The organism is Sporolactobacillus nakayamae, assembly GCF_900113325.1.
Classification (GTDB): domain Bacteria; phylum Bacillota; class Bacilli; order Bacillales; family Sporolactobacillaceae; genus Sporolactobacillus; species Sporolactobacillus nakayamae.
Genome location: NZ_FOOY01000009.1, coordinates 117,559 through 142,201 on the forward strand (window position 1 = coordinate 117,559; position 24,643 = coordinate 142,201).

A 24,643-nucleotide genomic window follows, 5' to 3' on the forward strand; every position below is an offset into this window, starting at 1 on the left:
AGAAAGAATAGGATTTTACGGGTTTATGAAGATAAGGTTTTGGTTAAGATGGGACTGGATAGTCAAGGAGGAATTCGATTCGATGAAACTACCAGTCTCGTTTAACAGGAATCGCATAGTACTTATCATTCTCTCATTTTTTTTAGTTGCCGGAATTGTTCTCTATGCCGGCATTTGGCATCAGGCATCGGCGAAAAAAAACACGAACTTACAAACAGAACGCCAGCTCTCTCCTGTTGATCAGTCAGAAAGAGAACTGTTCGAAATAATTAATCAGCAAAGAAAAGGCATCCATTTGCAAAGCTTTGACCCAGACTGGAACTTATTCCGCGTCGCGAGGATCGAAGCGAAACGCATTGCGTCACTAAATTCTGAGCAGCCTGCAACTATTAGCAAGATGCTGAATTCTCTTGGATACGAGGGAAACGATAGTCAAGTGTTTACACTACACACGAAGAAGAAAGCGGAATCCGTGAGCGAACTTTGGCGAAAGTCTCATCAAGCAGAATCGCTCGGCAAGATTAAAGCTCCGCGTCGTATTGGTACGGGTTATGCCTCTGGGAAAAACGGAAGGGTATGGGTGGTACTGTTATCGACTGAGACAAGTACGCGCGAATAGAGCGCGGAGACTAGGTAACTAAAGCAACAAGAGGTATCTATCCGCGCCATGGAAGGCTTGGTATAATGGAAGAGAGTACTAACGATTCAAAAGGGAGGAGAAGCGGTTGAGAAAAACGAATATAATCATTTTTTTTATTGCTGTGATTGTTTTCGCGGGCACATTCTTAATCAGTCTTATCAGTTTCCCCTCCGGCAATAGCAGCCGTTCAGCCGATGATAATAAGTTTCATCCATTGACAATGTCCTCTCATTCGACATTTAAGGTTCCGGACAGCGGTATACACACATTGATGGGAAAGACTGAGAAACAGATACGGAGCACTCTGGGGAAGCCTGAACGTATCGATCCGACTAAATTTGGTTATCGCTGGTTTATTTACGGAAGCGCAACTGAAAAATATTTACAGGTGGGTATTGATGAGTCAACAAATCGGGTCACAACCATTTATGCGCTTGGTAAGAAACTGAAAACCAATCCATTTACCATTGGCGCAGAATCCCAGAAGATTTATGAAAAGGTACCGATTTCCGATGAAGTCTCGATGAACTATCGCGGGACAAAAATTGATTTTGAACTGAATGAAGAAGATATGATGATACGCCCTTTGATGAAATTCGGAAAAATTTGGGCGCAGTTGAATTTTGATCATCTCTCAGATCGCTTAATCGGCGTTCGCTACATGACATCTGACGTATTGGCAGTGCAGCATCCATATTCCATGACTTACCAAGGTGAGTTGCCTGAGGCACAATCTCTGTCAGATGCAGAATGGACAGCAGTGAATCAAGCAGAAGATCAGGAAATATTTGATATCAGCAACGTGCTTCGCATGCGATTCACGAAGAAAATGCTGACATGGAATAAGGATGCACATGAGGCTGCTTATCAACACAGCAAAGAGATGAAAGTTAAAGACTATTTTTCACATGATTCTAAATGGTCAGGTGATCTTAAAGCGCGCTTGGAGAGGGAGAAGATTAATTTTCAGACTGCCGGAGAGAATATTGCTGCTAAATATCCGGATGCGATCGCTGTAAGCCTTGGATGGTTGAATAGTGTCGATCATCGCAAAAATTTATTAAATGAAGAGTTTACCGAACTGGGGGTTGGTTCATATCAAAATTATTATACGCAGGATTTTGTCAAACCAATGATACCCTAACTGAAATTTGAACCGCAGATTGTGAATTTTTTTGCGTGAGGCGCACATCCAACCCAACTCGTGATTATGATAATCACAGGTAGAACGTTAAGTGGAGGTGCGTCTTTTTGACAGAGGAAAAAACAAGTGCTGCGATCAAGAGGTTTAAAGTCTTTCTGCGCAGCCATCCTGAAATTGTTGAATATGTTCATGAGAACGGCATAAGATGGAATGATGTTTTCGATGACTGGGTGATTTTTGGAGAATCTCATGATGTTTGGGAAAAATACGGTATTAAGGAAACAAATCAAGATACAACGGAAAAGTCAAAAAAAAGTTCGTCATTCTCATTTAATAAAGTGTTGAATGTAGTCGACAATATTGATACAAAACAATGGCAAGAACGATTAGAGACGATTAGTGGAGCGTTAACAGGCATCCAATCGTTCATCGGACAATTCCGCCAAAATAATGATCAGAGCACACAAAATAACCCGGATACTCAAAATAGAACGGAACAATCGTCTCCAACGCAACCAATCGGCGGCCCACGCAATCAGAACCCATTTTTCTTTCGAAGGGATTGAAAAAGGTGAGAATAGAAATTCAGGAGTACTTGGATCGCCGGCCGGATGAGAAACTGTTTGTGCGCATGCATCCGGAATGGTACCGTAGATTAAGCAGATCCCCGTGGGAGTTAAATCGTCTTAAACCAGCGGCGGATCTTTTTTATGGCCGCACATTCAGCCAACGCCTTGACCGCTTTAATCAACGCGCAACGATGATGTCGATGCTCGTTGGGATGGCGCAAGCAATGAGCGAGCAAAAATCAGGAGAACGGAACAATTAATTATAGTCTGCACTAACTGGAATAATGGCGCTTTGCTATTATTTGTTGTATATTTTAATAGAACTGGGGGTGATGAGATGATTGGAACATTAGAAAACGCCTCTCTTTTAGATGACGCGGATGAGCTGGCTTCCATGGTTGTTCATTCAAGTCTGTATGCAGAGTACATGGCGAGTAAACAAAGCGTTGATCGCGATGAACACGTACAGCAATTAATCGGTAAGTTTTTACAGGTCAGAGAACGGTACGACGAAGTGCAGCGCTTCGGCAGGTACCATCCTGATTACAAGTCGGTAATTAAAAAAATGATGGAATGCAAACGCGAGCTTGATACCCATCCTTTAATTGCCGATTATAAAAAACATGAAAAACAGTTGAGTGATCTGCTTGGTGAGCTTAGCATGGTGCTCGCACGAGCGGTTTCAGAATCAATTAAGGTACCGAACGGGGATCCTTTTTTTGAGCGTTCATGCGGGACCGGATGCGGTTCAGGCGGTAAATGCGGCTGTCACTCGTGATTCAGAAATTGGGTGATTGATCCGTGTCCTAGATGTCACCACTTTTTTCGAAATGAGTATTAATAGAAATCATTTAATCAAGCATCAATAGGCTCTATTTTTGTTCGCCAATATGACAGACAGAACGGAATTAAAGGGGTGGTGTGGTTCGGTGGACGCTCAGCGTAGAGATGGAATCATTGTATGGATGTATAACACAAAATATTTGCGTGTGCTCAGGCGTTATGGGTACGTGCACTATATATCGAAACGGATGAAATACGCAATCCTCTATTGCGACCATGAACAGACTGAAGGAACGCTTAACCAGCTTTCAAAGCTGAAATTCATTAAAGCTGTTGATGTGTCGCATTTGCAGGAAGTAAAAAAGACTTATGAAAAAGGAAAGTCGAAGGCAGAAGAAAAAGACGAAGTTTTTAGTTGACGGACGATGCTGCTTTTGACATTAACATCGGCTGCTCTAAATGGCAAAAATCATGTTCGCTAACGGACAGGCCTTTAGCCATAGGCTGATCTGTTAGATTGTTTAGCTCACTTGGCGAAACTTCAGCCGATTGTACGTGCTGTGCTACGCAAAAAAACCCGCAGACAAACTGCGGGTCGTCTTTACGCATCAAAAGATGCAAGACAATGGGAGAGGAGAAACCGGCGGAAAACTTATGGGGAAACGTAAGTCTCCGCGGTTGGGCCAACATCTCAAAAGGATGTTGCCAAAACCTAGTATTCACGAATCTTTTGATCTCTATACATGTAAAGTCAATTTAAATTATAAAAGGTATTCGCGTTGGTTCGGAGTCTAACGTTTAGTCTTTTTTGAGTTGTATTTGGTTATGATGTTCGAAAGAGCGTTACTTGGATACCTCTATTAGGGAGGGGTCGGTTATTGAGAGTCATCTCGGGAGAAAATAGAGGACGAAAATTGAAGGCGGTCAATGGAAGAATGACGAGGCCGACGACAGATAAAGTCAAGGAAACTATTTTTAATATGATTGGCCCCTTTTTTGATGGCGGAACGGTACTCGATCTGTATGGCGGGAGCGGTGGACTCGGTATTGAAGCGCTCAGCCGTGGTGCAGACTTTTCTGTGTTTGTCGACCGAGCGAGTGCCGCGTGTCAAACAATCCGCGAGAATATCAACCTTTGCGGCTATGGCAGCCGCGCAAAAGTTATTCAACTCGAGGCATCGCGGGCGCTTGATCACTTGCATGAGAACGGATCACATTTTGAACTAGTGTTTCTTGATCCTCCTTATGCAAAGCAGCATATCGTACAAGACATCAAGACATTGCTCGAAAAAGAGATGCTTACTGATCGTGCTATAGTTGTTATCGAACATGAGGAAACGGTTATGCTTCCGGATTCGTTCGATGGCGGTCTTTTTCGCGAGAAATATCGAACGTATCAGGGACAGACGGCGGTATCCATCTACTATTACCAGCCTGAACAGGGAAGTGATTCGGTTGAGTGAACGTATTGCGGTTTATCCAGGCAGCTTCGATCCGGTGACGTACGGCCACCTGGATATTCTTCAACGCGGGTTGTCCGTTTTTGATCATATTATTATTGCCGTGCTCAATAATTCATCGAAGAACCCGCTTTTTTCAGTAGAGGAGCGCGTGGCACTGTTAAAAGAAGCCACCGCCCACATAGATTCGGTGACAGTTGATTCCTTTGAAGGATTACTGGTTGATTATGTTCAAAGGAAAAAAGTGAACATTGTTCTAAGAGGACTGCGCGCGATCTCTGATTTCGAGTATGAATTGCAGATTGCGGCGATCAATAAAAGCCTTAATCCAAAAATTGAAACGTGTTTTATGATGACGAGCAATCATTACTCTTTTCTCAGTTCAAGCATGGTTAAAGAGGCAGCCATGTACGGCGGGACGGTGCATGAACTTGTGCCTGCACAGGTTGAGGCAGCACTCAAAAAGAAATTCAGCGGGAAATCATCCGTTTAAGCGATGATCACGCTTGCCGATACGTCTCAGTAAGATCAGAATGAAAATGATCAGTGTGGTAAAAGTAATCATTGGCCCTATGGAAGCTGTATGACGGGTCAGCGTCTCAAATGGCTGCCCCATAGCAAACGCGGCCTGTACAGCGGACGGGTTGCCCGCTTGGAATAGATGAAAAAGAAAAAATGCAGATATCGAAGAGAAAATCATTTGCAAAAGTCGGCCGATCAAAAACAGTCGTGAACTAAGACCGGCTTGTGATAGAATGCTTACTGCCTGTGCTTGTATAGAGAAACCGCAAAAGCCAAGCATGCCGCTGACAACAATGACACGCTCAATAAGCGGAACAGAATCTGATCCTGCAACCTTATTATCACCTAAGGTTAGCTCGAACAATCCTGGAATTACGGCTGAGCCTAACTTGGGATTAAAGCCAATCGCTTGGAAAAATGAACTCAATCCACTGCTTAGCAGGTCTGTCACGCCGATCTTGCCCAGCAGTTGGTAAAGCATTGAGAACAAAGCGATGAAGCCGCCGATCGCTAGCAGCGTATTTACAGATGCGATGACGGCGTCACCCATTTTTTTCCCGAAAGGCTGATTTCGTGAAATTCGTTCTTGATGCATGCTGTTTAATGCATGAACGAGGAGCAAACGAGACGAAGAATCCTTCGTCTTTTTCTTTTTATCGCCTAAGAATCGCATCGTCAATCCGACGCAGATATTGCCAATGTAGTGTGAAAGTGCGAAAATGATTCCCAACGATGCTTGATGAAAGAATCCTACGGCAGTTACGCTAAAGATAAAAAGCGGGTTGCTGAAGTTTGTGAAACTCGCAAGGCGCTCCGCTTCAGCCTTAGTGATTTGCTTTTCTTTATAGAGATCAGCAGTAATACGAGATCCGGCGGGGAAGCCAGAGACAAGCCCCATAATAAACACGAACCCCCCGACGCCTGGCAGTCGGAACAGTGGACGCATCGCCGGTTCCATAAGCACACCTGCGAAGTTGACAACACCGAACCCAATCATCAGTTCGGCAAGTACAAAAAATGGAAATAGAGCGGGAAATACATTTTTCCACCAAATGGTTAATCCTGTTAGTGAACCGTCAACTGCGACGCTGGGGTAGCGTACCATAAGAAAAGCTGTCGCAATTGAGCCTGCTGCAAGCAGATAGGTTAAGCTTTTTGAACGATCCATTGATTCATCTCACCTACCATCTTTACACGGGTGTAGAAACCTGTCCGTTATTTCCACTATACGGCAGTGAGCTGGCAGATAGACCACCTTACCATTTTGAAATAAATAAAGGCCAATTACATATAATCAAAAATGTTAGACGCGGAGCTTATTTATATAATGGTCTAACTGAAGGAGGCGAACGTTATTGCGCAAGAAAATAATTCAGTGGGCATTGGTTGTAGTTGTAGTACTATTAATTGCCTTAAATTTTTATAAAACCCCATATTACGTGCAACGTCCTGGGAAAGCCGTATCAATGTCAGGAATGGTTAAGGTTAGAAGTGCTGCGCGAATTGACGGGAATTATCGACTTGTTTACATATATTTAGGCCAAGCAAACATCTATCAATATTTATGGGCGAAGTATGATGGGAATAAATATACAACATTGGTAAAAGAGAATCAGGTCAAGATGCCTGATGAAGATGAACAAGATTACAATCTGCGTCAGGAAAATTATATGAGCAGTGCGCAGCAATCTGCCGCGTATGTCGCCTATAAAGCCGCGGGGAAAAAACCACAATTGCTCGAAGAGGGTGTGCTTATTCTGGGTGTGATGAAATCCATGCCCAATAGCAATGTCCTCAAAACCGGTGATTTGATAATCGGGATGGATAACCACAAAGTGGCAACAATTGATGATATGAACCGATGGATTAAACAAAAGACAGTGGGCGACCGTTTTCGTCTCACGCTTCTTCGTAAGAACCAAGTGAAACAGGTAACGGTTCAGGCCGCAAAATTTCCGAAAGCCTATGCCGGCTCGGGCAGAGGGTGGGGAATTGGCATATATCAGGATAATCATGTCAAGGTAGATGTACATCCTCGCGTTACATTTGATATACAAAATATTGGAGGACCTTCGGCAGGGCTGATGATGTCCCTGGAGATTTATGATCAGCTAGATCAGCAAAACTTAGCGAAAGGCAGGGATATTGCCGGAACGGGAACCATTGAGATGAACGGAACAGTTGGACCAATCGGAGGAATTGCCGAGAAAGTAGTCGGTGCAAGCAAATCCGGGGCAGATATCTTCTTCGCGCCTGCTGCCGATCACGAAGATCAGACAGCGCAGAAAACGGCAAAAGAAATTGGAACAAAAATGAAAATTGTATCGGTTAAATCATTAGACGATGCGATTGATTATCTCAAACACTAATCGCAGAATTTAGCTGCGAATAATGTAAAACAGACGTTTTCTATATGAGGGACTTTACTCATTAAGAAAACGTCTGTTTTTTTCATCGTAACGTATTGGCGGATGACTCGTTTCTGTGAAATTCATGGGTAAATGATTTGTGTTCGTTAAATAATCGTAAATTTGTGAGGCTTTAACATCAATATCAAGCATCATCGACCGATGAATCCTTATTTTTGACAGCAGCGGAATCTCCACTTTCTTGCGAATATCGGCTAAATAGGCTTGTCCCTTAAGGTTCATTCCGAGCAGCCGGATTGAGTCGGGTTCACCATGCAGGGCTATTTGTTTTGCTTGCTCTTTTAATGTGTTGGTCAGAGTATGGGCAGCGAGGCGCTGCAGTCTTGCCCATGTATAACGTTTTGTTTTAACCAATGAAATAAATTCATTAAACGAACGTGATACGCGAATGCTTGAGAGCAGACGATGCTCAATACCTTCCTCCATCTCATAAATTTGAGCCAGTTGCTTAGAACTTGACGAGAGCAGCTTATATTTCAAAAATGGGAAAAAACGTTCCCAACTAGCAAAGTCGTGGGCCTCTTTCACAGAATTCAATTCTGCAATGACGTACTCAGGAAGTTTGTCAGCGATCTCGAATAGAGATTGGCCTTTCAAAAGATGGAGCCGGATGCTTGACGCGCTGGCTATTGGCGCGTTTTTTGTAAAGCTTTGATCGTTGTGCTCAGATTGCTTGCGACGTAAGGTCATCGGGATCATGTCACTGTCGCATTGATGAATCGCCCTGATGTATTGAAAGGCAAGACTGTTATTTGGTAATGTAAGATCGACAAGCTCTTGCGTGTGTTTCTTTGAGATGAAGCGGTATGCAGCTGCGTGAGCATTAGGATAGCTGATTCCACGCGCCATCGCTTGGGCTAATTGGGTGTCGTATACCTCTTGATTTTCGTTTATCAAGGAAAATGTATTGAGAAATGGCTCGATTCGTCCGCATTCACTACCGAAGAAGAGTCGATTGACGCCCAGTCGATTAAGAATAGCAACGGCACCTCTAGCGAATACATCGGCTTTGCCAACAGCGAACACATAGGGAAGCTCAACGACCAAATCAACACCCGCTTGAAGTGCCATACGTGTTCGCGCCCATTTAGAGACAAGTGCGGGTTCGCCCCGCTGCAGAAAATCACCGCTCACAACAACCACAACAACGTCTGGTCGTATTTGCTCACGCATCGTTTCCAACTGATAGAGGTGACCATTGTGAAACGGGTTATATTCAGCGATAATTCCGGCAATAATCATAGTGAGTTCACCCTTTTTGAAATCGAAATCATGAATGCACCCATTTTATCATATTCTTTGTAAGAAAGAGAAATTGCCAACGGCTCATCTGCTGTGATAATCTTAAATTGGCGGCAACGCGACGGATTGACATTCCGTTTGACGGGGCTTATAATAACATTTGTTGTCTAGAGGTGGTTCAGTATGTCTTTATCATGGTCTATTCCTGAATTGATGCAATTCAGAGAAGAGGGACTGAGTATTCACGAAGAAGTTGTATTACCTCTGGAAATGTTTCGCGTGGATCCTGAAATACGAAGCATATCACCTGTTGACGTTAAGGGTATCGTGGAATTTTCTAAACAATCGCTGACTTTTCATTTACGGCTTGCCGGCAATATGGTGTTGCCGTGCGCTGTAACTTTGGAAGATGTCGATTATCCCTTTCAAATCAATACCGCAGAGACATTTCTACTGTCGGCGGGAACCGAGAACGAGATTGAGGGAGAATTTGTTCATCATGTCGAGGATGAGAAGATCGATTTGATCCCGTATCTCGTTGAAGCGATTTTGGTTGAGAAACCAATGCGCGTTGTCAGTGAAAAAGCTAGCGCCCAGAGCAAGAGTTCCGGAAACGGTTGGACGCTTGTAGATGAGGAAACGTCGAAGCAGAAGATTGATCCAAGGTTAGAAAAACTGAGAAAGTTTTTTGACGATTAATTATTGTCCGAGGAGGTGTCAACCGTGGCAGTACCGAAAAGAAGAACGTCAACTACTCGCAAAAACAAGCGGCGTACACATTTCAAACTGGCCGTTCCAGGCATGGTTAAATGTGATAACTGTGGTGAATATAAATTAGCTCACCGGGTGTGCCCATCATGTGGCTCATACAAAGGTGAAGAAGTTGTTGCGAAATAATTATTTTTATTGATGAGGAGCCTATGGCTTCTCTTTTTTTTTGCACCGGTAAGAAAGTACAAGAAACAATAAATTTGATACTGAATCGTCGCTTCGGTTACTCGCTTGCCAAGGGCGCACCGCGAGCCTCCTCAGGACAGGCAGGAATCTGCGTTCTCGCTGCACGCGATCAACAGAGACACTCCCGCAGGCGCCCTCGCATCCCCGCTTTAATTCCCGGCCAAGACACTGGTTTATTGGTTGGATACAGGGCAAAATCATATACTTCTTTACCTGAAATAAAGGAGCTTCGAGCAGCGATGCTCACTTCCTATGAGCAATGTTGAAGTCATCACATCCTGCGGTCAACCGGACACTTGGGCCGTCTGTGACCATTGCAATGGCGGCTTCGCCTTTCGCTAAAAGCTTTGCAAAGCTAAATTTTCTAACCTTTTTTCTCACATCTGAAAAGAAATGAGCGGGTTCTCTTCTACCGACCCTATCAACGGCATATGGTATGGAATAAGAGCTTCGCTCGAATTAGAATTTGAGAGAAAAGAGGGAAGATAATGCCATCAATAAGACAAGACGCGTGGACGCACGCTGAAGATGCCGAACTTGCAGACGTCATTCTTCGTCACATTAAAGAAGGAAGCACTCAGCTCGCAGGTTTCACCGAAGCCGGGAGCCGGCTGTCTCGTACACCTGCTGCATGTGGGTTTCGCTGGAATTCCGCTATCCGAAAGGTTAATGAAGAAGCGTTGAAGGAAGCAAAAACAATCCGTAAACAGAACAAGAATAAAGTGAAAAAGGCGTTACATCAAACAAAGCAGGAAGATCCGGTTTTTTCCGCAACTGTGTCGGATCAAATTCCTCAAGTGCCTGTTTCGGAGCCGGACATCGATCAAATGATCCATTTCTTAGGTGAATTAAAGAAACAATACAATGGAGCCGATTCCCAAATCGCAAATGAACAACTGGAGAATTTACGAATTGAAAACAAATTATTAGATGAAGCCTATCAGAAGCTTCAAAAAGATTATTCTCGTGTAAAAAGCAATTATGAATCGCTGCTTAACGTGCTGAAAGTGGTTGATCAAGCGAGAAAAGATTTTCCATCAATAAAAGAGTCAGTGCGGTGAGGTGCCCGAACAGGGCATCTTTTTGCGTTGTGGAAAAAGATAAAAATCAGCAGAGTATGAGTTTTGACAACTACAAATCAATGCCATGTGTCGGTGAGTAGGGACCGAGCGCTCTTTGCCCGGTTATTCTAACAAGTAAAGAAAGTTTATCGTTTTGCCGCCGGTACGACGATAAACGTCATAAGATTCCGCTGGGCGATCAGGTAAGCGCCCAATCTGAGAAATAAACGGAAAAATTCCGCTTAATTAGAAAATGAGTGAAAAAATTGCTTAAATAGACGGAGAAATTCCGATTATCGAATCGAAAAACATGAAAATGGAGGGTTTTGCTGTGCATAAGCGGAAAAATTACCCTTATTTACCTGTGAACCAAGCGCCAGGATGCATATAACCGGAAAATCTCCGCTTATTTTACTCCGGCGATACTGAATTAAGGATCCAAATGATTTATGAAATAGAAATGTCCTGCAAGCAACGCGAAAGCCACCGCATCCTGCGGAAGTACGTCCGGTGGCACATTCGACATTTACCCCATCCGTGGCTGGCACAACTAAGACTTTGCTCTCGACAGAGGCTTGGCAAAGCCAAGTTTTCTCATGAAAAAGCCTAGATGGAATGCCTCTGTTAACTATCTTTTTTTGATTTAGAAGGAATGGTGCGATGTAAGGGCGAATTTAGAAAATAGAGTGGTGGAAAGTGGGGGATTGTGGTAAAGTAAAACAAAAGAGGAGGCGGCTCTAATGTTTATGGGGGAATTTAATCACAGCATAGACATAAAGGGACGTCTCATCATTCCATCTAAATTTCGCGAAGAGCTTGGATCCGAATTTGTGGTTACCCGCGGTCTTGATCAATGCCTTTTTGTTTACCCAATGAATGAATGGCACAGAATAGAAGAGAAGCTCAAGACGCTCCCTTTTACAAAAAAAGATGCGCGCGCGTTTACTCGTTTCTTCTTCTCGGGAGCGAGTGAGTGCGCATTGGACAAGCAGGGGCGAGTGTCGATCAGCAATGGTCTTCGCGAGTATGCGAAACTGATGAAGGACTGTGTTGTTATTGGTGTGTCCACACGCCTTGAGATTTGGGATCAAGAAACATGGGGTCGTTATTTCGCACAATCAGAAGAATCATTCAATGACATCTCGGAGAGCCTGCTCGATCTAGACCTTTAATCAGGACACAAATTGAATTTGTTCCACTGATAAGGAAGATAGCGGTCCGATTAATAAGAGATCCTCGACTAACGACGCTCACTTCCCGTGAGCAACGTTGAAGCCACCGCATCGTGCGGAAGTGCGTCCTACGGCTCATTGGACACTAGGCCGTCCATGGCCGTCGCAACTAATACTTTGCCCTCGCCAGAGGCTTGGCAAAGCCAAGTTTTCTAATGTGAGACAGGAGTCGGTTATTATGTTTGAACATGTTACCGTGTTAAAGAAAGAAGCGATAGAGGGACTTGATCTCAACCCTAATGGAATCTATGTGGATTGTACGCTAGGCGGCGGCGGTCATAGTGAAGTGATCGCCGCGCAGCTTGATCAGGGTCATCTCTACGCATTCGATCAGGATGATGAAGCGCTGCATGCCGCGTCTGTTCGGTTAAAGGCTTATTCAGAGAAAATAACATTCATAAAATCAAACTTTAGATATTTGGAAGATGCGCTTCGTCAACGCGGGGTATCTCAGGTTGACGGGATTCTCTTTGATCTCGGTGTATCTTCCCCGCAATTCGACCACGCGGATCGAGGATTCAGCTATCAACATAATGGTCCGCTTGATATGCGAATGGATCAGCAACAGACACTAACAGCCGCCACAATTGTTAATGAGTGGTCATTTGAACAATTGGCGCGAATCTTTTTTATGTATGGTGAAGAACGTTTTTCAAAATCCATTGCCAGAAAAATCGAGAAGTTTCGAGAGCAGCAACCGATTAATACTACAGAAATGCTTGCTGAAATTATCAAGGATGCGATTCCTGCTCCCGCGCGAAGGAAAGGAGGACATCCGGCAAAACGTGTTTTCCAAGCCTTACGTGTCGCAGTGAATGACGAGTTGGGAAGCTTTGATGATGCCCTGACCCAATCACTTCGCATGTTGAAGGTCGGCGGGCGCATTGCTGTCATTACGTTTCAGTCACTAGAAGACAAGCTTTGTAAGCAATTTTTCAAAAAATATAGTGAACCCCCGGAATTACCTCCAGGATTACCCGTTGTTCCGGAAGCCTTTTTACCTGTATTAAATAAAATCAGCAGGAAACCGATCGTGCCGTCTTCAGGTGAAGTTAAAGCCAATAATCGTTCGCGATCGGCAAAATTGAGGATTGCAGAGAAAGTCAGAGAAATTAAGGAGGATGAGGAGCAATGAATCAGAGTCAAGCATATAAGGTACAAAGACAGGAGCATCTTGAACAAGCACCGCGTGAAGGGCAAGTTGTTATTACCAGACGAGTGACTAAAGGAGAAAAAACGCTCTGGATTGTTGCAGGCGTTGTTATCTTTCTGCTGTCGCTCTGTATCGTTGCAAATCAAGCCAACCTATATATGGCATCACAAGATGTCACTTCTCTACAGTCAAAAATTGATGATCAATCAAAAGTGACACAACAGCTCAAGGCAGAATCAGATCGATTAAGCTCACCCGACCGAATTGTTCGGTTTGCAGAAAAGGAACTCGGCCTGAAACTCGACATTGAAAATATCAAAGTACTTCCTTAAGGTGGTTTGTTCCCATGTTCCAACGCAAAAGAAGATTAATAAGTTTTTGGGCAGGGTTGGTCGGCGGGCTTTTTTTGCTGGCCTTTTTTGTCATTATTGGGCGGTTTGTTTATATCGCACAAGGTAAGGAAATTGACAATCATCAATTATTAAGCGTTGGAAAAAAACAATGGTCACAGTATAAAATTATCGATGAAAAACGGGGAACCGTTTATTCGGAGAATGGACGCATTCTTGCGGAAGATGTCCCCGCCTACACACTTTATGCAATCGTTAGCCCTGATAGTGATAATCATGTGAAAAACAAGCAAAAAACCGCTGAGGCTCTGGCACCTATACTCGATATGAAGACAGAAGATGTCCTAAAAATCCTCAATCGAAAAGCATACCAAGTTGAGTTCGGCACAAAAGGAAAGATGCTGAGCTATTCAAAGAAGAAGCAAATCGATCGTTTGAAACTACCGGGAATCGGCTATCTTACCGAGTCGAAGCGTTATTATCCGGATCAGTCAAGCGCCGCTTATACACTTGGATTTACTCAGACTAATCCTCAGAACAATCAGCAAAAAGGTGTGTTCGGTATTGAGCAATCGCTGGATCAGTATCTAACTGAGAAGGACGGATCTGTTCGGTATTACCGCAGCCTTTCCGGTGTACCGATCCCGGATGAGAAGCAAAAAATAAAGAAAGCCTCTCCAGGAAAAGATGTCTATTTGACGCTTAACACACGGATTCAAACGGTATTGGATCAAGCGATGTCCAGAGCAAGTGAAGAATACAAGCCCGACAGCATGATTGGGATTGTCGCGGATCCGAAAACAGGAAAGATTCTTGCGATGTCTACGTCCCCGGGCTTTAATCCCAATAATCGTGATATCAAGCAATTCAGTAACGCGGCAATCTCTGAGCCGTACGAGCCTGGGTCGGTTATGAAAACATTCACAGTTGCCTCTGCAATTGACGCGGGCGTATACAAAGGATCAGATACATATCAGTCCGGTGATTATAAAACGGATGGCGGAACGATCCATGATTGGAGGCGTCAAGGATGGGGGGCAATAACATTTGATCAAGGCTTTGAATTGTCCTCAAATGTCGGAATGTCTGTTCTCACGGATAAATATCTTGGTGTAAATAAATTAGGAGACTATTTACGGAAATTTGGGTTTATGCAAAAAACGGGCATTGATTTGCCTGGTGAACGTGCGGGAATAGTTAACTGGCAATGGAAACTTGACAAGCTTGAAGCCTCATTTGGACAAGCATCCGCCTTTACGGCAATGCAAATTGTACAGGCGGCAACGGCAATCGGCAACGATGGAAAAATGATGCGACCATATGTTGTCGACCGTATTGTGAACCCGAAAACAAAGAAAACTCTTTTAAAACATCATCCAGTTGTTGCCGGTCATCCAATTTCGGCATCAGCTGCAAAACAAACGCGCGCGCTCATGCGTAAAGTGGTTACAGATAAAGATGTCGTTAACGGTTCGAGTGCTACAGGTCTCGCTTATGATCTCCCAGGATACAGCGTGATTGGGAAAACAGGTACGGCGCAGATTTCTCTTAACGGGCAATACATGTTTGGAAAAAACAACTATGTCTACTCATTCCTCGGCATGGCCCCTGAGAAAGATCCGAAGCTGATTGTTTATGTGGCAGTTAAACAGCCCCAGCTCAAAGCCACAGAACTCGGACCGGAACCGGTAGTGGACATTGTACGCCCGGTAATGACGAGCGCATTGCAATATCTTCAAGTAGATAAAAAGGCAACTGAATCGGTTGAGAAATTGCAATTGCCATCTGTTAAGTTTGAGAACTATACAGGAGCAGATATGAATGCGACCGTACAAGAATTGAAACAGAAAGGAATTGTTCCAATAACGATAGGATCGGGAACAATTCAGAAGCAACTGCCTTATCCGGAGGAAAAGCTTTTTACAGGAAACAAAGTTATTTTGTCCGGTAGTGGACAGAAAAAAATGCCAACTCTAACCGGGTGGTCACTTGCAGACGTAATGAAACTGGCAGAGATGGAAGAACTCAAGCTCGTTGCAAAAGGAAACGGTTTTGTTACGCAACAAAGCATCGCAGCAGGTGCCGACTTAAAATCGGGGGGGGTACTGACCGTTACCTTGCAAGGGCAAAAAACAAGCGCTTCTTCAAACGCCTCGGAATCGACGGCTGAGTCCGGCTCAAGCAATCCTTAACAAAACTGTTCAAAAGCCCCCATTTACTGCGCGCAAAAGATCCATACATTCCGTATGGATCTTTTCGAATACGTTCTAATGCATGAGGGGCTTGTTCTATTTTTTCGTGCTCACTCATATGGGTAGGACAAGGAAAGATAGGAGGGGGCTTACGTGTGCGTGTGTCGAAAGTGACCGTCAAAAGACGGCTGTTGTTTTTCCTGTCGGCAGGGCTTGTTGTTTTTGCTGTTTTCATTTTCAGAATGGCTTATCTGCAACTTTTTGAAAATAATTGGCTGATGAATTATGCGCTTAAATCATGGAGCAGAGAAATTCCTTATGAAGCGGAACGGGGCAAAATTTTGGACAGCCGTGGGAAGATTCTGGCGACTAATATTAGCAGCCCATCTGTTCTTGTCGTGCCACGGCAAGTCAAAGATAAGGATAAGACTGCTGATAAACTCGCAACCGTGCTTAATATGAGCCGTGAGAAAGCCTTTGAAAAGATTACGAAAAAAGAGTCCATTGTGCGCATTACACCCGAAGGCCGAAAAATTTCGAATGAGAAAGCAGCGCAAGTTAAATCGCTTGGCCTTCCAGGTGTCTTTGTCGCGGAAGACTTCAAACGTGATTATCCAAAGGGAAATTACTTGGCTCATGTTCTTGGATTTGCAGGGATCGATAATCAAGGACTCACCGGTCTTGAATCATACTATAACGAAGGTTTGCAAGGTGAGGACGGCCATGTCGATTTCTTCTCCGATGTTAACGGTAATCGAATGTCCAATTTGAAGGATCAGTACGTTCCGCCAACAAGCGGCTCCAGTCTCAAATTGACTATTGATTCACGTGTGCAATCGATCATTGAGCGTGAACTGAATAATACAGTTGCCGCCTATCATCCCGAGAGTGCGGTAGCGATTGCTATGGATCCGAACACCGGCGCGATCCTTGGCATGTCGTCTAAACCGGATTTTAATCCGGAGAACTACAAAAATGTCTCCCCGGAAGTATACAATCACAACTTGCCTATTTGGAAAACGTATGAACCTGGATCAACGTTCAAAGTCATTACGCTTGCAGCGGCACTTCAAGAAAAAGCGGTCGATTTAAAAAAAGATCATTTCTTCGATTCAGGCGCGATTGAAGTAGGAGGGGCGAAGCTGCATTGCTGGAAAAAAGGCGGTCACGGATCGGAGACCTTCCTACAAGTTGTGCAGAATTCATGCAACCCTGGTTTTGTCGCGCTAGGCGAGCGCCTCGGAAAAGACAAACTTTTCTCCTATATTGATAAATTTGGTTTTGGTGACAAGACGGGCATTGATCTACAAGGTGAAGCGAAAGGTATTCTGTTTAATAAAAATAAAATCGGACCGCTTGAAGCAGCAACGACGGCATTTGGTCAAGGTGTTTCTGTTACGCCCATTCAGCAGATCACTGCTGTATCAGCCGCAGTCAATGGAGGTTATCTCTATCAACCGCATCTAGCAAAGGCTTGGATTGACACCGATACAGGAAAAACGATCAATCGAATTGAGCCGGTGATGAAGCGCCGTGTCATATCAGAAGCGACTTCCAAAGAAGTTCGCAGCACATTGGAAAGTGTTGTCGCTCAAGGGACGGGGCGCAACGCCTATGTTCAAAACTATCGTATCGGCGGAAAAACAGGAACAGCACAGAAAGTCGATCCAAAAACAGGGCGCTATATGAGCAACAATTATATTGTCTCATTTATGGGATTCGCTCCGGCGAATAATCCGAAGATTGTCGTTTATGTAGCCGTCGATCATCCTAAAGATACCGTTCAATTCGGCGGTACTGTAGCCGCGCCAATAGCGGGCCGGATCATATCAGACAGCTTGAGTGCGATGGGTGTCAAGAAGCAGAGCGGCGGGTTGGAGAAAGAATTACGCTGGCCGGATCAGCCGCTCATCACAATACCGAATTTAAAAGGCATGGATAAAAACGATTTGAGAAATACGCTCATCGACCTGAAGCTGAAGACCGAAGGGGACGGCGACGTGGTTACCATGCAGTCGCCTAAGCCTGGAATTAAGGTCAAACAAGGTTCAACAATAATGATATACTTAGGTGACAAAAAGAAGGCAGACGATTAAAATAAGCAATGGACGAAAGGGAGCACGGTATTTTTTAAACCGGCCCCCGCTCATACATAAAGCGCGGAAAAAAACGGGTTGTATTCGATCAATTCCCGCGCCATGTTATCTGAATTATAGCTGGAAATGATCACATGTTAATTATGTGAGTGCTCCATATTAAGTTGACAAGGGACGTGTCAAGTAATGAAACTTTCGGATTGCCTGAAGGCACTTGCCAATTTTCGGCAGGAAGGAATGGGAAATCCAGAGATTAACGATCTCATTATCGATTCACGGCTTGTGAAGCCTGGATCTCTATTTGTATGCATCAAAGGTCATCATGTGGATGGTCATCGTTTTGCGATTCAAGCGGAAAAGAGCGGTGCAGCCGCAATCATCGCTCAGGACAGTGTTGACGTTTCAATTCCGGTAATCTATGTAGGGGACACGCATCGAGCTTTAGCAATGATCGCCGATCACTTCTACGGATACCCAAGTCATGATCTTCATATGGTTGGTGTCACAGGCACAAATGGAAAGACAACCATCACATACCTCGTCCAGTCCATTCAGGAAGCTTCAGGAATCAATACCGGGTTGATTGGGACGATGGGAATGCGTTATAAGAATGAATTTATCCCTGTTCAAAATACAACACCTGAGGTTCATTTGATTCACAAAAGTCTTGCGAAAATGAAAGCACAGGGCGCTTCCTCTGTAGTGATGGAAACTTCTTCAAACGCGCTTTATGACGGCAGAGTACACGGTTGTGACTTTAATGTCGGTATCTTTACCAATTTAACGGAAGACCATCTGGATTTACATGGAACGATGAAAGATTATATGTATGCTAAAAGTTTACTTTTTTCTCAGCTTGGCAACAGCTATGGTACCGGTCAAGTAAAAGCAGCAGTTCTGAATGTGGATGATCCCGCTTCCGATGTGTATAAGCACATGACCGCGGCTCATGTTATTACTTACGGGATCAATAAGCCCGCTGATTTCTATGCGTCATCGATTCAAATAATGCCTGCGGGCACACAATTTATTTTGAACACCCGAGAGAAGAGTTACCCTGTTTCAATGAAGCTGATCGGCAAGTTCAGTGTGTATAACGTGCTTGCTGCACTCGCCGCCTGCTCAGTACAAGGACTTGATCTAGCGGAAATGATTCAGACGGTGGAGCAGATAAAGGGGGTTCCGGGACGTTTTGAACCCGTTGACGCCGGACAGGATTTCACGGTGATTGTAGACTATTCGCACACACCGGACAGTCTCGATAACGCGCTTAGTACGATCCGAGAATTCGCTGAAAAAAGAGTGATTACCATTGTGGGGTGCGGTGGAGACCGTGAACGCGGAAAACGGCCGATCATGGCTAAAATTGCCGTTGACAAAAGCGACCTTGCTATTCTAACATCAGACAATCCGCGTACTGAAGATCCTGATTCGATTCTTCAGGAAATGGAGACCGGTGTAACGAATCGCGCTTACCGAAAAATTACCGACCGCCGTCAGGCGATTCGCTTTGCGATGCAGCATGCCAATAGCGGGGATATTGTTCTGATTGCAGGAAAAGGTCATGAGGATTATCAGATTATCGGCACGCAAAAGCATCATTTTGATGATCGTGAAGAAGCACGTTCAGCTATCCTTGAACGATATAATATAAATAAATGATCGGACAGCAACTGTTCGCATTAAGGGAGAGTAATCGATGGGTATTGGAGTAGATATAATCAGAGGCCAGGCGATTCAGACAATCGGGGATGCGGGACATTTAGAACGTCTGAATATCATGACGGACAGTCGCAAAGCTGCGGCAGACAGTCTCTTTGTGCCTTTGGTGGGGGAAAACTTCAATGGTCACCACTATTTGAAGCAAGCAATTGAGCATGGGGCTGAAGCGGCAATCTGGATGGAGAGAGAACCGCTTCCCGATAAGATTCCTGACGGATTTCCTGTTTTTTTTGTTCGTGACACACTAGCGGCACTTCAAAATATGGCAAAAAGCTACCTGAATCAAGTCCATCCTAAAATAATTGCCGTCACGGGATCGAATGGAAAAACAACGACGAAAGATATGATTTACAGCATTTTAAGCCAGTCTTACAGGACCTTTAAGACGCAGGGCAATCTGAACAACCACATCGGTGTTCCACTGACGATTCTATCAATGCCAGAGAATACCGATGTTCTTGTGCTGGAAATGGGTATGAATCATTTCGGAGAACTTACTTATTTAAGCCAAATGGCGAGGCCGGATCTTGCGATAATCACTAATATTGGTGAGTCGCATATTGAATATCTTGGCAGCAGAGAAGGAATCGCTAAGGCGAAGCTCGAAATTGTCAATGGATTGAAAAAACGCGGAACACTGATTATTGATGGAGATGAACCGCTCCTCGACAATATTCAAACAAATGTTTTTCAAATTGTACGTTGCGGCTTTGGAGATCAAAACAATTGGCGAATTACAGATGTTGACGAATCTGTGACTGGAAGTCGTTTTACACTAAACAAGCAGACAGAATCGTTTCATGTACCGGTTCTTGGCAGGCACAATGTGAAGAATGCTGTACTCAGCTTTGCGGCAGCACGTATTCTTGGTGTGGCTATTGAGAAGATTCGCTACGGGCTGGAACACTTGAGCCTGACAAAATTGCGCTTTGAAAAAGTCAAAGGACTGAATGGCTCCGTTCTGATTAATGATTGTTACAATGCCAGCCCTTCGTCGATGAGGGCATCTCTTGAAACCCTGAAGACATTACCCGGCTTTGAGCAGAGGGTGGCTGTGCTTGGTGACATGTATGAATTGGGCAGAAATGAAGAAGCACTTCACAAAAGTGTCGCTGAGATTGTGAAAGCGCCGCTGACTCATTTGGTCACGATTGGCGACAAAGGTGCATGGATAGCGAAGGGACTTCAAGAAATCGGTGGTGATGAAACACTGGAAGTGCACGTATACCCGACAAAAGCAGCTGCCCAGCCTTACCTTGAATCGCTTTTGAATGATAAGACCGTAATGCTTTTCAAAGCGTCCCGACTGCTTGCTCTGGAAGAACTATCAGGCAAGCTGAGAGCAAAAGAATCAACTAATCAGTGAGCGATGCAGTGTAACTAGTAAATTATTAAAGTAATTAATAAATGTAAGCTGCGTATTTAAAGGAGCGAAAGGATTCATGACATTGACTTTATTATTTGGATTAGCCATTTCTTTTCTTGTGACACTTATTTTTGCACCTTTTTTTATCCCATTCTTGCGGAAGTTGCATTTTGGGCAGTACATTCGCGAAGAAGGTCCAAAAAGCCATCAGAAAAAAAGCGGAACCCCGACGATGGGCGGTGTCATTTTTCTGATCGGTCTCTTGGCGGGCATTCTCGTCATGGGTTTAAGATATCATGTAACGACACCGGACACCTATATGCTTCTGTTTGTCACGTTTGGATTTGGATTTATTGGTCTGCTGGACGATTTTATTAAAATTTCAATGAAGCGAAACATGGGCCTCACATCAAAGCAGAAGATGGCCGCTCAAATCATTATTTCGCTTATCTTTTGGTTCATTATTACACGTTATGATTATTCAACCTATCTCTCATTTCCAGGCACTAATTTAATGCTTAATTTACACTGGTTCTATCCATTATTCGTTATTTTTCTTCTGGTAGGTGTTCCGAACGCAACGAACCTTACTGACGGCATGGACGGCTTGCTCTCTGGCTTAGCTGTGATTGCTTTTGCGGCTTACGCGGTGATCGCATGGTTTACAATGAATCTTGGCGTTGCTGTTTTTGCGATGGTCATGCTCGGTGCACTACTCGGATTTTTAATTTTTAATGCACATCCCGCACGTGTGTTCATGGGTGACACCGGCTCTCTGGCTATCGGCGGAGCTCTCGCAGGCATGGCCATTCTTACAAATACGGAAATTTTGCTTGCTGTGATCGGCGGTGTCTTTGCCATAGAGACACTATCAGTAATCATTCAAGTTATTTCTTTTAAAACGACAGGGCGCAGAGTCTTTAAAATGAGCCCGATTCATCATCACTTTGAATTATCAGGCTGGTCGGAATGGAAAGTGGTCACAGTGTTCTGGCTCGTTGGACTGATGCTCGCTGTTATTGGAATTTATTTGAAAGTGGGGGTTGTCAGTTGAAACCATTGACTGAGTATGCAAACAAAAAGGTTCTTGTTTTAGGACTTGGTAAGAGCGGTTTTGCGGCTGCGAAACTCATGAAAAGTTTGGGTGCTAACGTGACGGTCAATGACCGCAATGATCTGAGTACGAATGAACATGCGCGCAGTCTGAAAGCAATCGGCGTGCATATTGTTGACGGCGGTCATCCGCTGGAACTTATAAATAGTGATGTCGCCTTAATGATCAAAAATCCGGGTATCCCGTATACGAATCCGCTAATCAAGAAAGCTCTTGAACAAAACGTACCTGTTGTTACAGAAGTGGAGATAGCCGGACTCCTGTCGGATGCCCCATTCATTGGTATAACCGGATCTAATGGAAAGACCACAACGACGATGCTGATTGGTGAGATGATGAAAGGGTCCTCATTAGAACCGATTGTCGCAGGCAATATTGGTACTGCGCTTACCGCCGTTATTCAGACTGCAACAAAGAAAAATGCGATTGTCGCCGAACTTTCAAGTTTCCAGCTTCAAGGGACGAGAAGGTTTCATCCGCATGTCTCGGTTGTTCTGAACATCTTCGATCATCATCTGGATTATCACGGCACAGTAGAAAATTACGCAAGAGCGAAAGCGCAGATTACAGTAAATCAAACCTCTGAGGACGCGTTAGTCTACAATAGCGACAGTGAACGTGTCGTTAACTATGTCGCTGAAAAGTCAAAAGCGCAGAAGGTGCCATTTTCACTTGCACGCAAAGAAACGAATGGGGCCTATGTCTCGAACGGAGTTATTTATTTCAAGGATCAGCCGATTTTAAAGGTTGAAGAGATGGGTCTGCCGGGTGAGCATAATCTGCTCAATGCACTTGCAGCTGTGGCTGCCGCAGGTGTTTATGGTGTCAGCGTGGAGCATATGGCGGAGGTGCTTCGTTCTTTTAAAGGTGCGCGTCATCGTCTTGAATATGTGGCTGTTGTGCAGGGACGAACGATTTATAATGATTCTAAAGCAACAAATATCATTGCGACATCCAAGGCGTTGCATGCGTTCCCGGGAAAAGAGATCGTTCTGCTTGCGGGGGGCCTGGATCGCGGCAACACATTTGACGCGCTGATCCCTGAATTAAAGAAGGCACCGGTTAAGGCTGTTCTTCTTTTCGGTCAGACCCAAAAGAAATTGCTGGATGCATGTGTTAAGGCGCAGATTCCAGTAATCAAGGAAGTTGAAAATGTGGAGTCGGCTGTTCCTGAAGCTTTTGCCTTGTCTCAACCCGGTGATGTCATTCTTCTCTCACCGGCATGCGCAAGTTGGGATCAATATAAATCTTTCGAGCAACGCGGTGACATTTTTATCGCAGAAGTGAATAAGTTTAGATAAGAGGACAGGCCGGATGATGAATGATCCGGCAATCTATGTCCTGGATCTGAACGGAGTGTTGCTCATGCGCAAGTATCGTCAATCACCGGATATCCTTTTGCTTGTGATCACATGCACGCTGCTCGCAATCGGTTTAACGATGGTGTACAGTGCGAGTGCGGTCAAGGCGGCAGAGAACTTTGGTGATTCGTTTTATTTTCTGAAACGGCAGCTGCTCTTTGCTGCAGTTGGTGTTGGTTTGATGTTCGCCGTCATGCGCATCGACTATCATTTTTGGAGAGCGTGGGCGAAAGTTGGTTTGATCGGCTGTTATTTTTTGCTCGTCATTGTCTTAATACCTGGAGTCGGACTTGTAAGAGGCGGAGCGAGCAGCTGGCTGGGTGTTGGCGCTTTTTCCATTCAACCTTCAGAATTCACTAAGGTTGCGCTGATCGTGTTTCTGGCAAAATATATTTCAGAGCATCAATCAAATCTGACATCTTTCAAAAAGGGACTTATCCCATCGCTCATGCCTGTTTTACTCGCATTTGGTCTAATCATGCTTCAGCCTGATTTTGGAACAGGTATGGTGCTGGTCCTCACCTGTGTGATCATGATTTTTATCGCCGGCGCACGTATCAAACACTTTGTCGCTATGGGTTCGCTCGGACTACTTGGCTTTGCGGGTTTGATAATTTCAGCTCCGTATCGAATAAAACGATTAACAGGCTTTATTGATCCTTGGCAAGATCCTCGGGATAAAGGCTTTCAAATCACACAGTCCTTACTCGCTATAGGTCCCGGCGGTTTACTTGGGTTCGGATTAGGGCAAAGCAGACAGAAGTATCAATATCTGCCCGAACCGGAAACGGATTTTATTTTTTCCATTGTCTCAGAGGAACTTGGCTTTATCGGGGCGACATTTGTACTTGTTCTTTTCTGCTTGTTGCTTTGGCGAGGCATACTAATCGCCATCAAGGCACCGGATCTTTTCGGAACACTGCTTGCAGTTGGTATTACAGGCATGATTGCGATCCAGATTATGATCAACATTGCGGTTGTCACCGGGCTAATTCCTGTCACCGGCATCACGCTGCCCTTTCTTAGTTATGGTGGCTCTTCATTGACGTTAATGCTTGTATCAATTGGCATCTTGCTTAACGTCAGCAATCATACGAATTGAGTGAGAACAGTAAATTTAATACGAAGATTCTAAAACCCTGTTATAAAAACAGGGTTTGCTGTTTTATTAAAAAAAAAATACAATAGAATATGCCGGATAATAGATTGCGGCGATGAAAACAGTTTGCCGAAGCCCAGAAGATGATGGA

General features: G+C 44.3%; 24 protein-coding genes. 22 read left to right on the forward strand and 2 right to left on the reverse strand.

Going from position 1 to position 24,643, the window contains the following annotated elements; translation table 11 throughout:
* Positions 1 to 82 precede the first annotated feature (82 nt).
* The 8 genes from BM003_RS07580 to coaD all read left to right on the forward strand — a co-directional run bounded on the left by BM003_RS07580 (position 83) and on the right by coaD (position 5,089).
* Positions 83 to 619, forward strand: a complete 537-nt coding sequence (locus BM003_RS07580) for a spore germination YkwD domain-containing protein (RefSeq protein ID WP_093671719.1) — start codon at positions 83 to 85, stop codon at positions 617 to 619.
* 106 nt (positions 620 to 725) lie between these two features.
* Entirely contained in the window at positions 726 to 1,784 is a 1,059-nt protein-coding gene (locus BM003_RS07585) for a CAP domain-containing protein (RefSeq protein WP_245734147.1), read from the forward strand.
* Positions 1,785 to 1,891: 107 nt separating this feature from the next.
* On the forward strand, positions 1,892 to 2,350 hold the full coding sequence (gene ylbD / locus BM003_RS07590) for a spore coat protein YlbD (protein ID WP_093671721.1): 459 nt from the start codon (positions 1,892 to 1,894) through the stop codon (positions 2,348 to 2,350).
* 5 nt (positions 2,351 to 2,355) lie between these two features.
* Positions 2,356 to 2,613 carry a YlbE-like family protein gene (locus BM003_RS07595; protein WP_093671839.1) on the forward strand — a complete coding sequence of 86 codons (258 nt, stop codon included), beginning with the start codon at positions 2,356 to 2,358 and terminating at the stop codon, positions 2,611 to 2,613.
* A 77-nt stretch (positions 2,614 to 2,690) separates the two neighbouring features.
* On the forward strand, positions 2,691 to 3,131 hold the full coding sequence (locus tag BM003_RS07600) for a YlbF/YmcA family competence regulator (protein WP_093671723.1): 441 nt from the start codon (positions 2,691 to 2,693) through the stop codon (positions 3,129 to 3,131).
* A gap of 151 nt (positions 3,132 to 3,282) precedes the next feature.
* Entirely contained in the window at positions 3,283 to 3,555 is a 273-nt protein-coding gene (locus tag BM003_RS07605; RefSeq protein WP_093671725.1) for a YlbG family protein, read from the forward strand.
* 459 nt (positions 3,556 to 4,014) lie between these two features.
* Positions 4,015 to 4,599, forward strand: a complete 585-nt coding sequence (gene rsmD / locus BM003_RS07610; RefSeq protein ID WP_093671727.1) for a 16S rRNA (guanine(966)-N(2))-methyltransferase RsmD — start codon at positions 4,015 to 4,017, stop codon at positions 4,597 to 4,599.
* Positions 4,592 to 5,089 (forward strand): pantetheine-phosphate adenylyltransferase, encoded by a 498-nt coding sequence (gene coaD / locus BM003_RS07615; protein ID WP_093671729.1) that lies wholly within the window; start codon positions 4,592 to 4,594, stop codon positions 5,087 to 5,089. The genes rsmD and coaD overlap by 8 nt, the downstream gene beginning before the upstream one ends.
* On the opposite strand, the gene ylbJ is transcribed toward coaD, so the two are convergent.
* On the reverse strand, positions 5,078 to 6,286 hold the full coding sequence (gene ylbJ / locus BM003_RS07620) for a sporulation integral membrane protein YlbJ (protein ID WP_093671731.1): 1,209 nt from the start codon (positions 6,284 to 6,286) through the stop codon (positions 5,078 to 5,080). The genes coaD and ylbJ overlap by 12 nt on opposite strands.
* A 187-nt stretch (positions 6,287 to 6,473) precedes the next feature.
* Here ylbJ and BM003_RS07625 point away from each other — a divergent pair, with 187 nt between their 5' ends.
* Complete coding sequence (locus BM003_RS07625; protein ID WP_177184698.1) at positions 6,474 to 7,487, forward strand: SepM family pheromone-processing serine protease; 1,014 nt, start codon at positions 6,474 to 6,476, stop codon at positions 7,485 to 7,487.
* Between the two features lie 54 nt (positions 7,488 to 7,541).
* On the opposite strand, the gene BM003_RS07630 is transcribed toward BM003_RS07625, so the two are convergent.
* Complete coding sequence (locus BM003_RS07630; RefSeq protein WP_093671733.1) at positions 7,542 to 8,789, reverse strand: nucleotidyltransferase; 1,248 nt, start codon at positions 8,787 to 8,789, stop codon at positions 7,542 to 7,544.
* A 183-nt stretch (positions 8,790 to 8,972) separates the two neighbouring features.
* Here BM003_RS07630 and BM003_RS07635 point away from each other — a divergent pair, with 183 nt between their 5' ends.
* From BM003_RS07635 to spoVE, 13 genes are all read left to right on the forward strand, one after another.
* A complete protein-coding gene (locus BM003_RS07635) occupies positions 8,973 to 9,488 on the forward strand; it encodes a YceD family protein (RefSeq protein WP_093671735.1) in 516 nt (171 codons plus the stop codon).
* A 24-nt stretch (positions 9,489 to 9,512) separates the two neighbouring features.
* The gene (gene rpmF, locus BM003_RS07640; RefSeq protein WP_093671737.1) at positions 9,513 to 9,686 is read left to right on the forward strand and encodes a 50S ribosomal protein L32; all 174 of its coding nucleotides are present in this window, start codon (positions 9,513 to 9,515) and stop codon (positions 9,684 to 9,686) included.
* Positions 9,687 to 10,234: 548 nt separating this feature from the next.
* Positions 10,235 to 10,807: a hypothetical protein gene (locus BM003_RS07650; RefSeq protein ID WP_093671741.1), complete on the forward strand. Its 573-nt coding sequence runs from the start codon at positions 10,235 to 10,237 to the stop codon at positions 10,805 to 10,807.
* Between the two features lie 740 nt (positions 10,808 to 11,547).
* Entirely contained in the window at positions 11,548 to 11,979 is a 432-nt protein-coding gene (mraZ, locus tag BM003_RS07655) for a division/cell wall cluster transcriptional repressor MraZ (RefSeq protein WP_093671743.1), read from the forward strand.
* A 238-nt stretch (positions 11,980 to 12,217) separates the two neighbouring features.
* Positions 12,218 to 13,174, forward strand: coding sequence for a 16S rRNA (cytosine(1402)-N(4))-methyltransferase RsmH (gene rsmH / locus BM003_RS07660; protein ID WP_093671745.1), 957 nt, complete (start codon positions 12,218 to 12,220; stop codon positions 13,172 to 13,174).
* Positions 13,171 to 13,524 (forward strand): cell division protein FtsL, encoded by a 354-nt coding sequence (ftsL, locus tag BM003_RS07665; RefSeq protein WP_093671747.1) that lies wholly within the window; start codon positions 13,171 to 13,173, stop codon positions 13,522 to 13,524. Before rsmH ends, ftsL begins: the two co-directional genes overlap by 4 nt.
* Positions 13,525 to 13,538: 14 nt before the next feature.
* Complete coding sequence (locus BM003_RS07670; RefSeq protein WP_093671749.1) at positions 13,539 to 15,734, forward strand: penicillin-binding protein; 2,196 nt, start codon at positions 13,539 to 13,541, stop codon at positions 15,732 to 15,734.
* Between the two features lie 155 nt (positions 15,735 to 15,889).
* On the forward strand, positions 15,890 to 17,830 hold the full coding sequence (locus BM003_RS07675; protein WP_093671751.1) for a stage V sporulation protein D: 1,941 nt from the start codon (positions 15,890 to 15,892) through the stop codon (positions 17,828 to 17,830).
* Positions 17,831 to 18,016: 186 nt separating this feature from the next.
* Positions 18,017 to 19,492 carry a UDP-N-acetylmuramoyl-L-alanyl-D-glutamate--2,6-diaminopimelate ligase gene (locus tag BM003_RS07680; RefSeq protein WP_093671753.1) on the forward strand — a complete coding sequence of 492 codons (1,476 nt, stop codon included), beginning with the start codon at positions 18,017 to 18,019 and terminating at the stop codon, positions 19,490 to 19,492.
* 37 nt (positions 19,493 to 19,529) lie between these two features.
* A complete protein-coding gene (locus BM003_RS07685; RefSeq protein ID WP_093671755.1) occupies positions 19,530 to 20,918 on the forward strand; it encodes a UDP-N-acetylmuramoyl-tripeptide--D-alanyl-D-alanine ligase in 1,389 nt (462 codons plus the stop codon).
* A gap of 76 nt (positions 20,919 to 20,994) precedes the next feature.
* The gene (mraY, locus tag BM003_RS07690) at positions 20,995 to 21,972 is read left to right on the forward strand and encodes a phospho-N-acetylmuramoyl-pentapeptide-transferase (protein ID WP_093671757.1); all 978 of its coding nucleotides are present in this window, start codon (positions 20,995 to 20,997) and stop codon (positions 21,970 to 21,972) included.
* A complete protein-coding gene (gene murD, locus BM003_RS07695) occupies positions 21,969 to 23,333 on the forward strand; it encodes a UDP-N-acetylmuramoyl-L-alanine--D-glutamate ligase (protein ID WP_093671759.1) in 1,365 nt (454 codons plus the stop codon). Before mraY ends, murD begins: the two co-directional genes overlap by 4 nt.
* A 64-nt stretch (positions 23,334 to 23,397) precedes the next feature.
* A complete protein-coding gene (spoVE, locus tag BM003_RS07700) occupies positions 23,398 to 24,495 on the forward strand; it encodes a stage V sporulation protein E (protein WP_093671843.1) in 1,098 nt (365 codons plus the stop codon).
* Positions 24,496 to 24,643: the final 148 nt, after the last annotated feature.

Excerpts from the sequence above, each read along its gene's own strand:
- BM003_RS07650 (WP_093671741.1), top strand. The coding sequence starts at position 10,235 with ATGCCATCAATAAGACAAGACGCGTGGACGCACGCTGAAGATGCCGAA.
- spoVE (WP_093671843.1), top strand. The coding sequence starts at position 23,398 with ATGCGCAAGTATCGTCAATCACCGGATATCCTTTTGCTTGTGATCACA.
- BM003_RS07635 (WP_093671735.1), top strand. The coding sequence starts at position 8,973 with ATGTCTTTATCATGGTCTATTCCTGAATTGATGCAATTCAGAGAAGAG.
- BM003_RS07630 (WP_093671733.1), bottom strand. The coding sequence starts at position 8,789 with ATGATTATTGCCGGAATTATCGCTGAATATAACCCGTTTCACAATGGT.
- ylbJ (WP_093671731.1), bottom strand. The coding sequence starts at position 6,286 with ATGGATCGTTCAAAAAGCTTAACCTATCTGCTTGCAGCAGGCTCAATT.
- BM003_RS07580 (WP_093671719.1), top strand. The coding sequence starts at position 83 with ATGAAACTACCAGTCTCGTTTAACAGGAATCGCATAGTACTTATCATT.
- mraY (WP_093671757.1), top strand. The coding sequence starts at position 20,995 with ATGACATTGACTTTATTATTTGGATTAGCCATTTCTTTTCTTGTGACA.
- rsmH (WP_093671745.1), top strand. The coding sequence starts at position 12,218 with ATGTTTGAACATGTTACCGTGTTAAAGAAAGAAGCGATAGAGGGACTT.
- BM003_RS07600 (WP_093671723.1), top strand. The coding sequence starts at position 2,691 with ATGATTGGAACATTAGAAAACGCCTCTCTTTTAGATGACGCGGATGAG.
- ftsL (WP_093671747.1), top strand. The coding sequence starts at position 13,171 with ATGAATCAGAGTCAAGCATATAAGGTACAAAGACAGGAGCATCTTGAA.
- BM003_RS07670 (WP_093671749.1), top strand. The coding sequence starts at position 13,539 with ATGTTCCAACGCAAAAGAAGATTAATAAGTTTTTGGGCAGGGTTGGTC.
- BM003_RS07680 (WP_093671753.1), top strand. The coding sequence starts at position 18,017 with ATGAAACTTTCGGATTGCCTGAAGGCACTTGCCAATTTTCGGCAGGAA.
- mraZ (WP_093671743.1), top strand. The coding sequence starts at position 11,548 with ATGTTTATGGGGGAATTTAATCACAGCATAGACATAAAGGGACGTCTC.
- BM003_RS07685 (WP_093671755.1), top strand. The coding sequence starts at position 19,530 with ATGGGTATTGGAGTAGATATAATCAGAGGCCAGGCGATTCAGACAATC.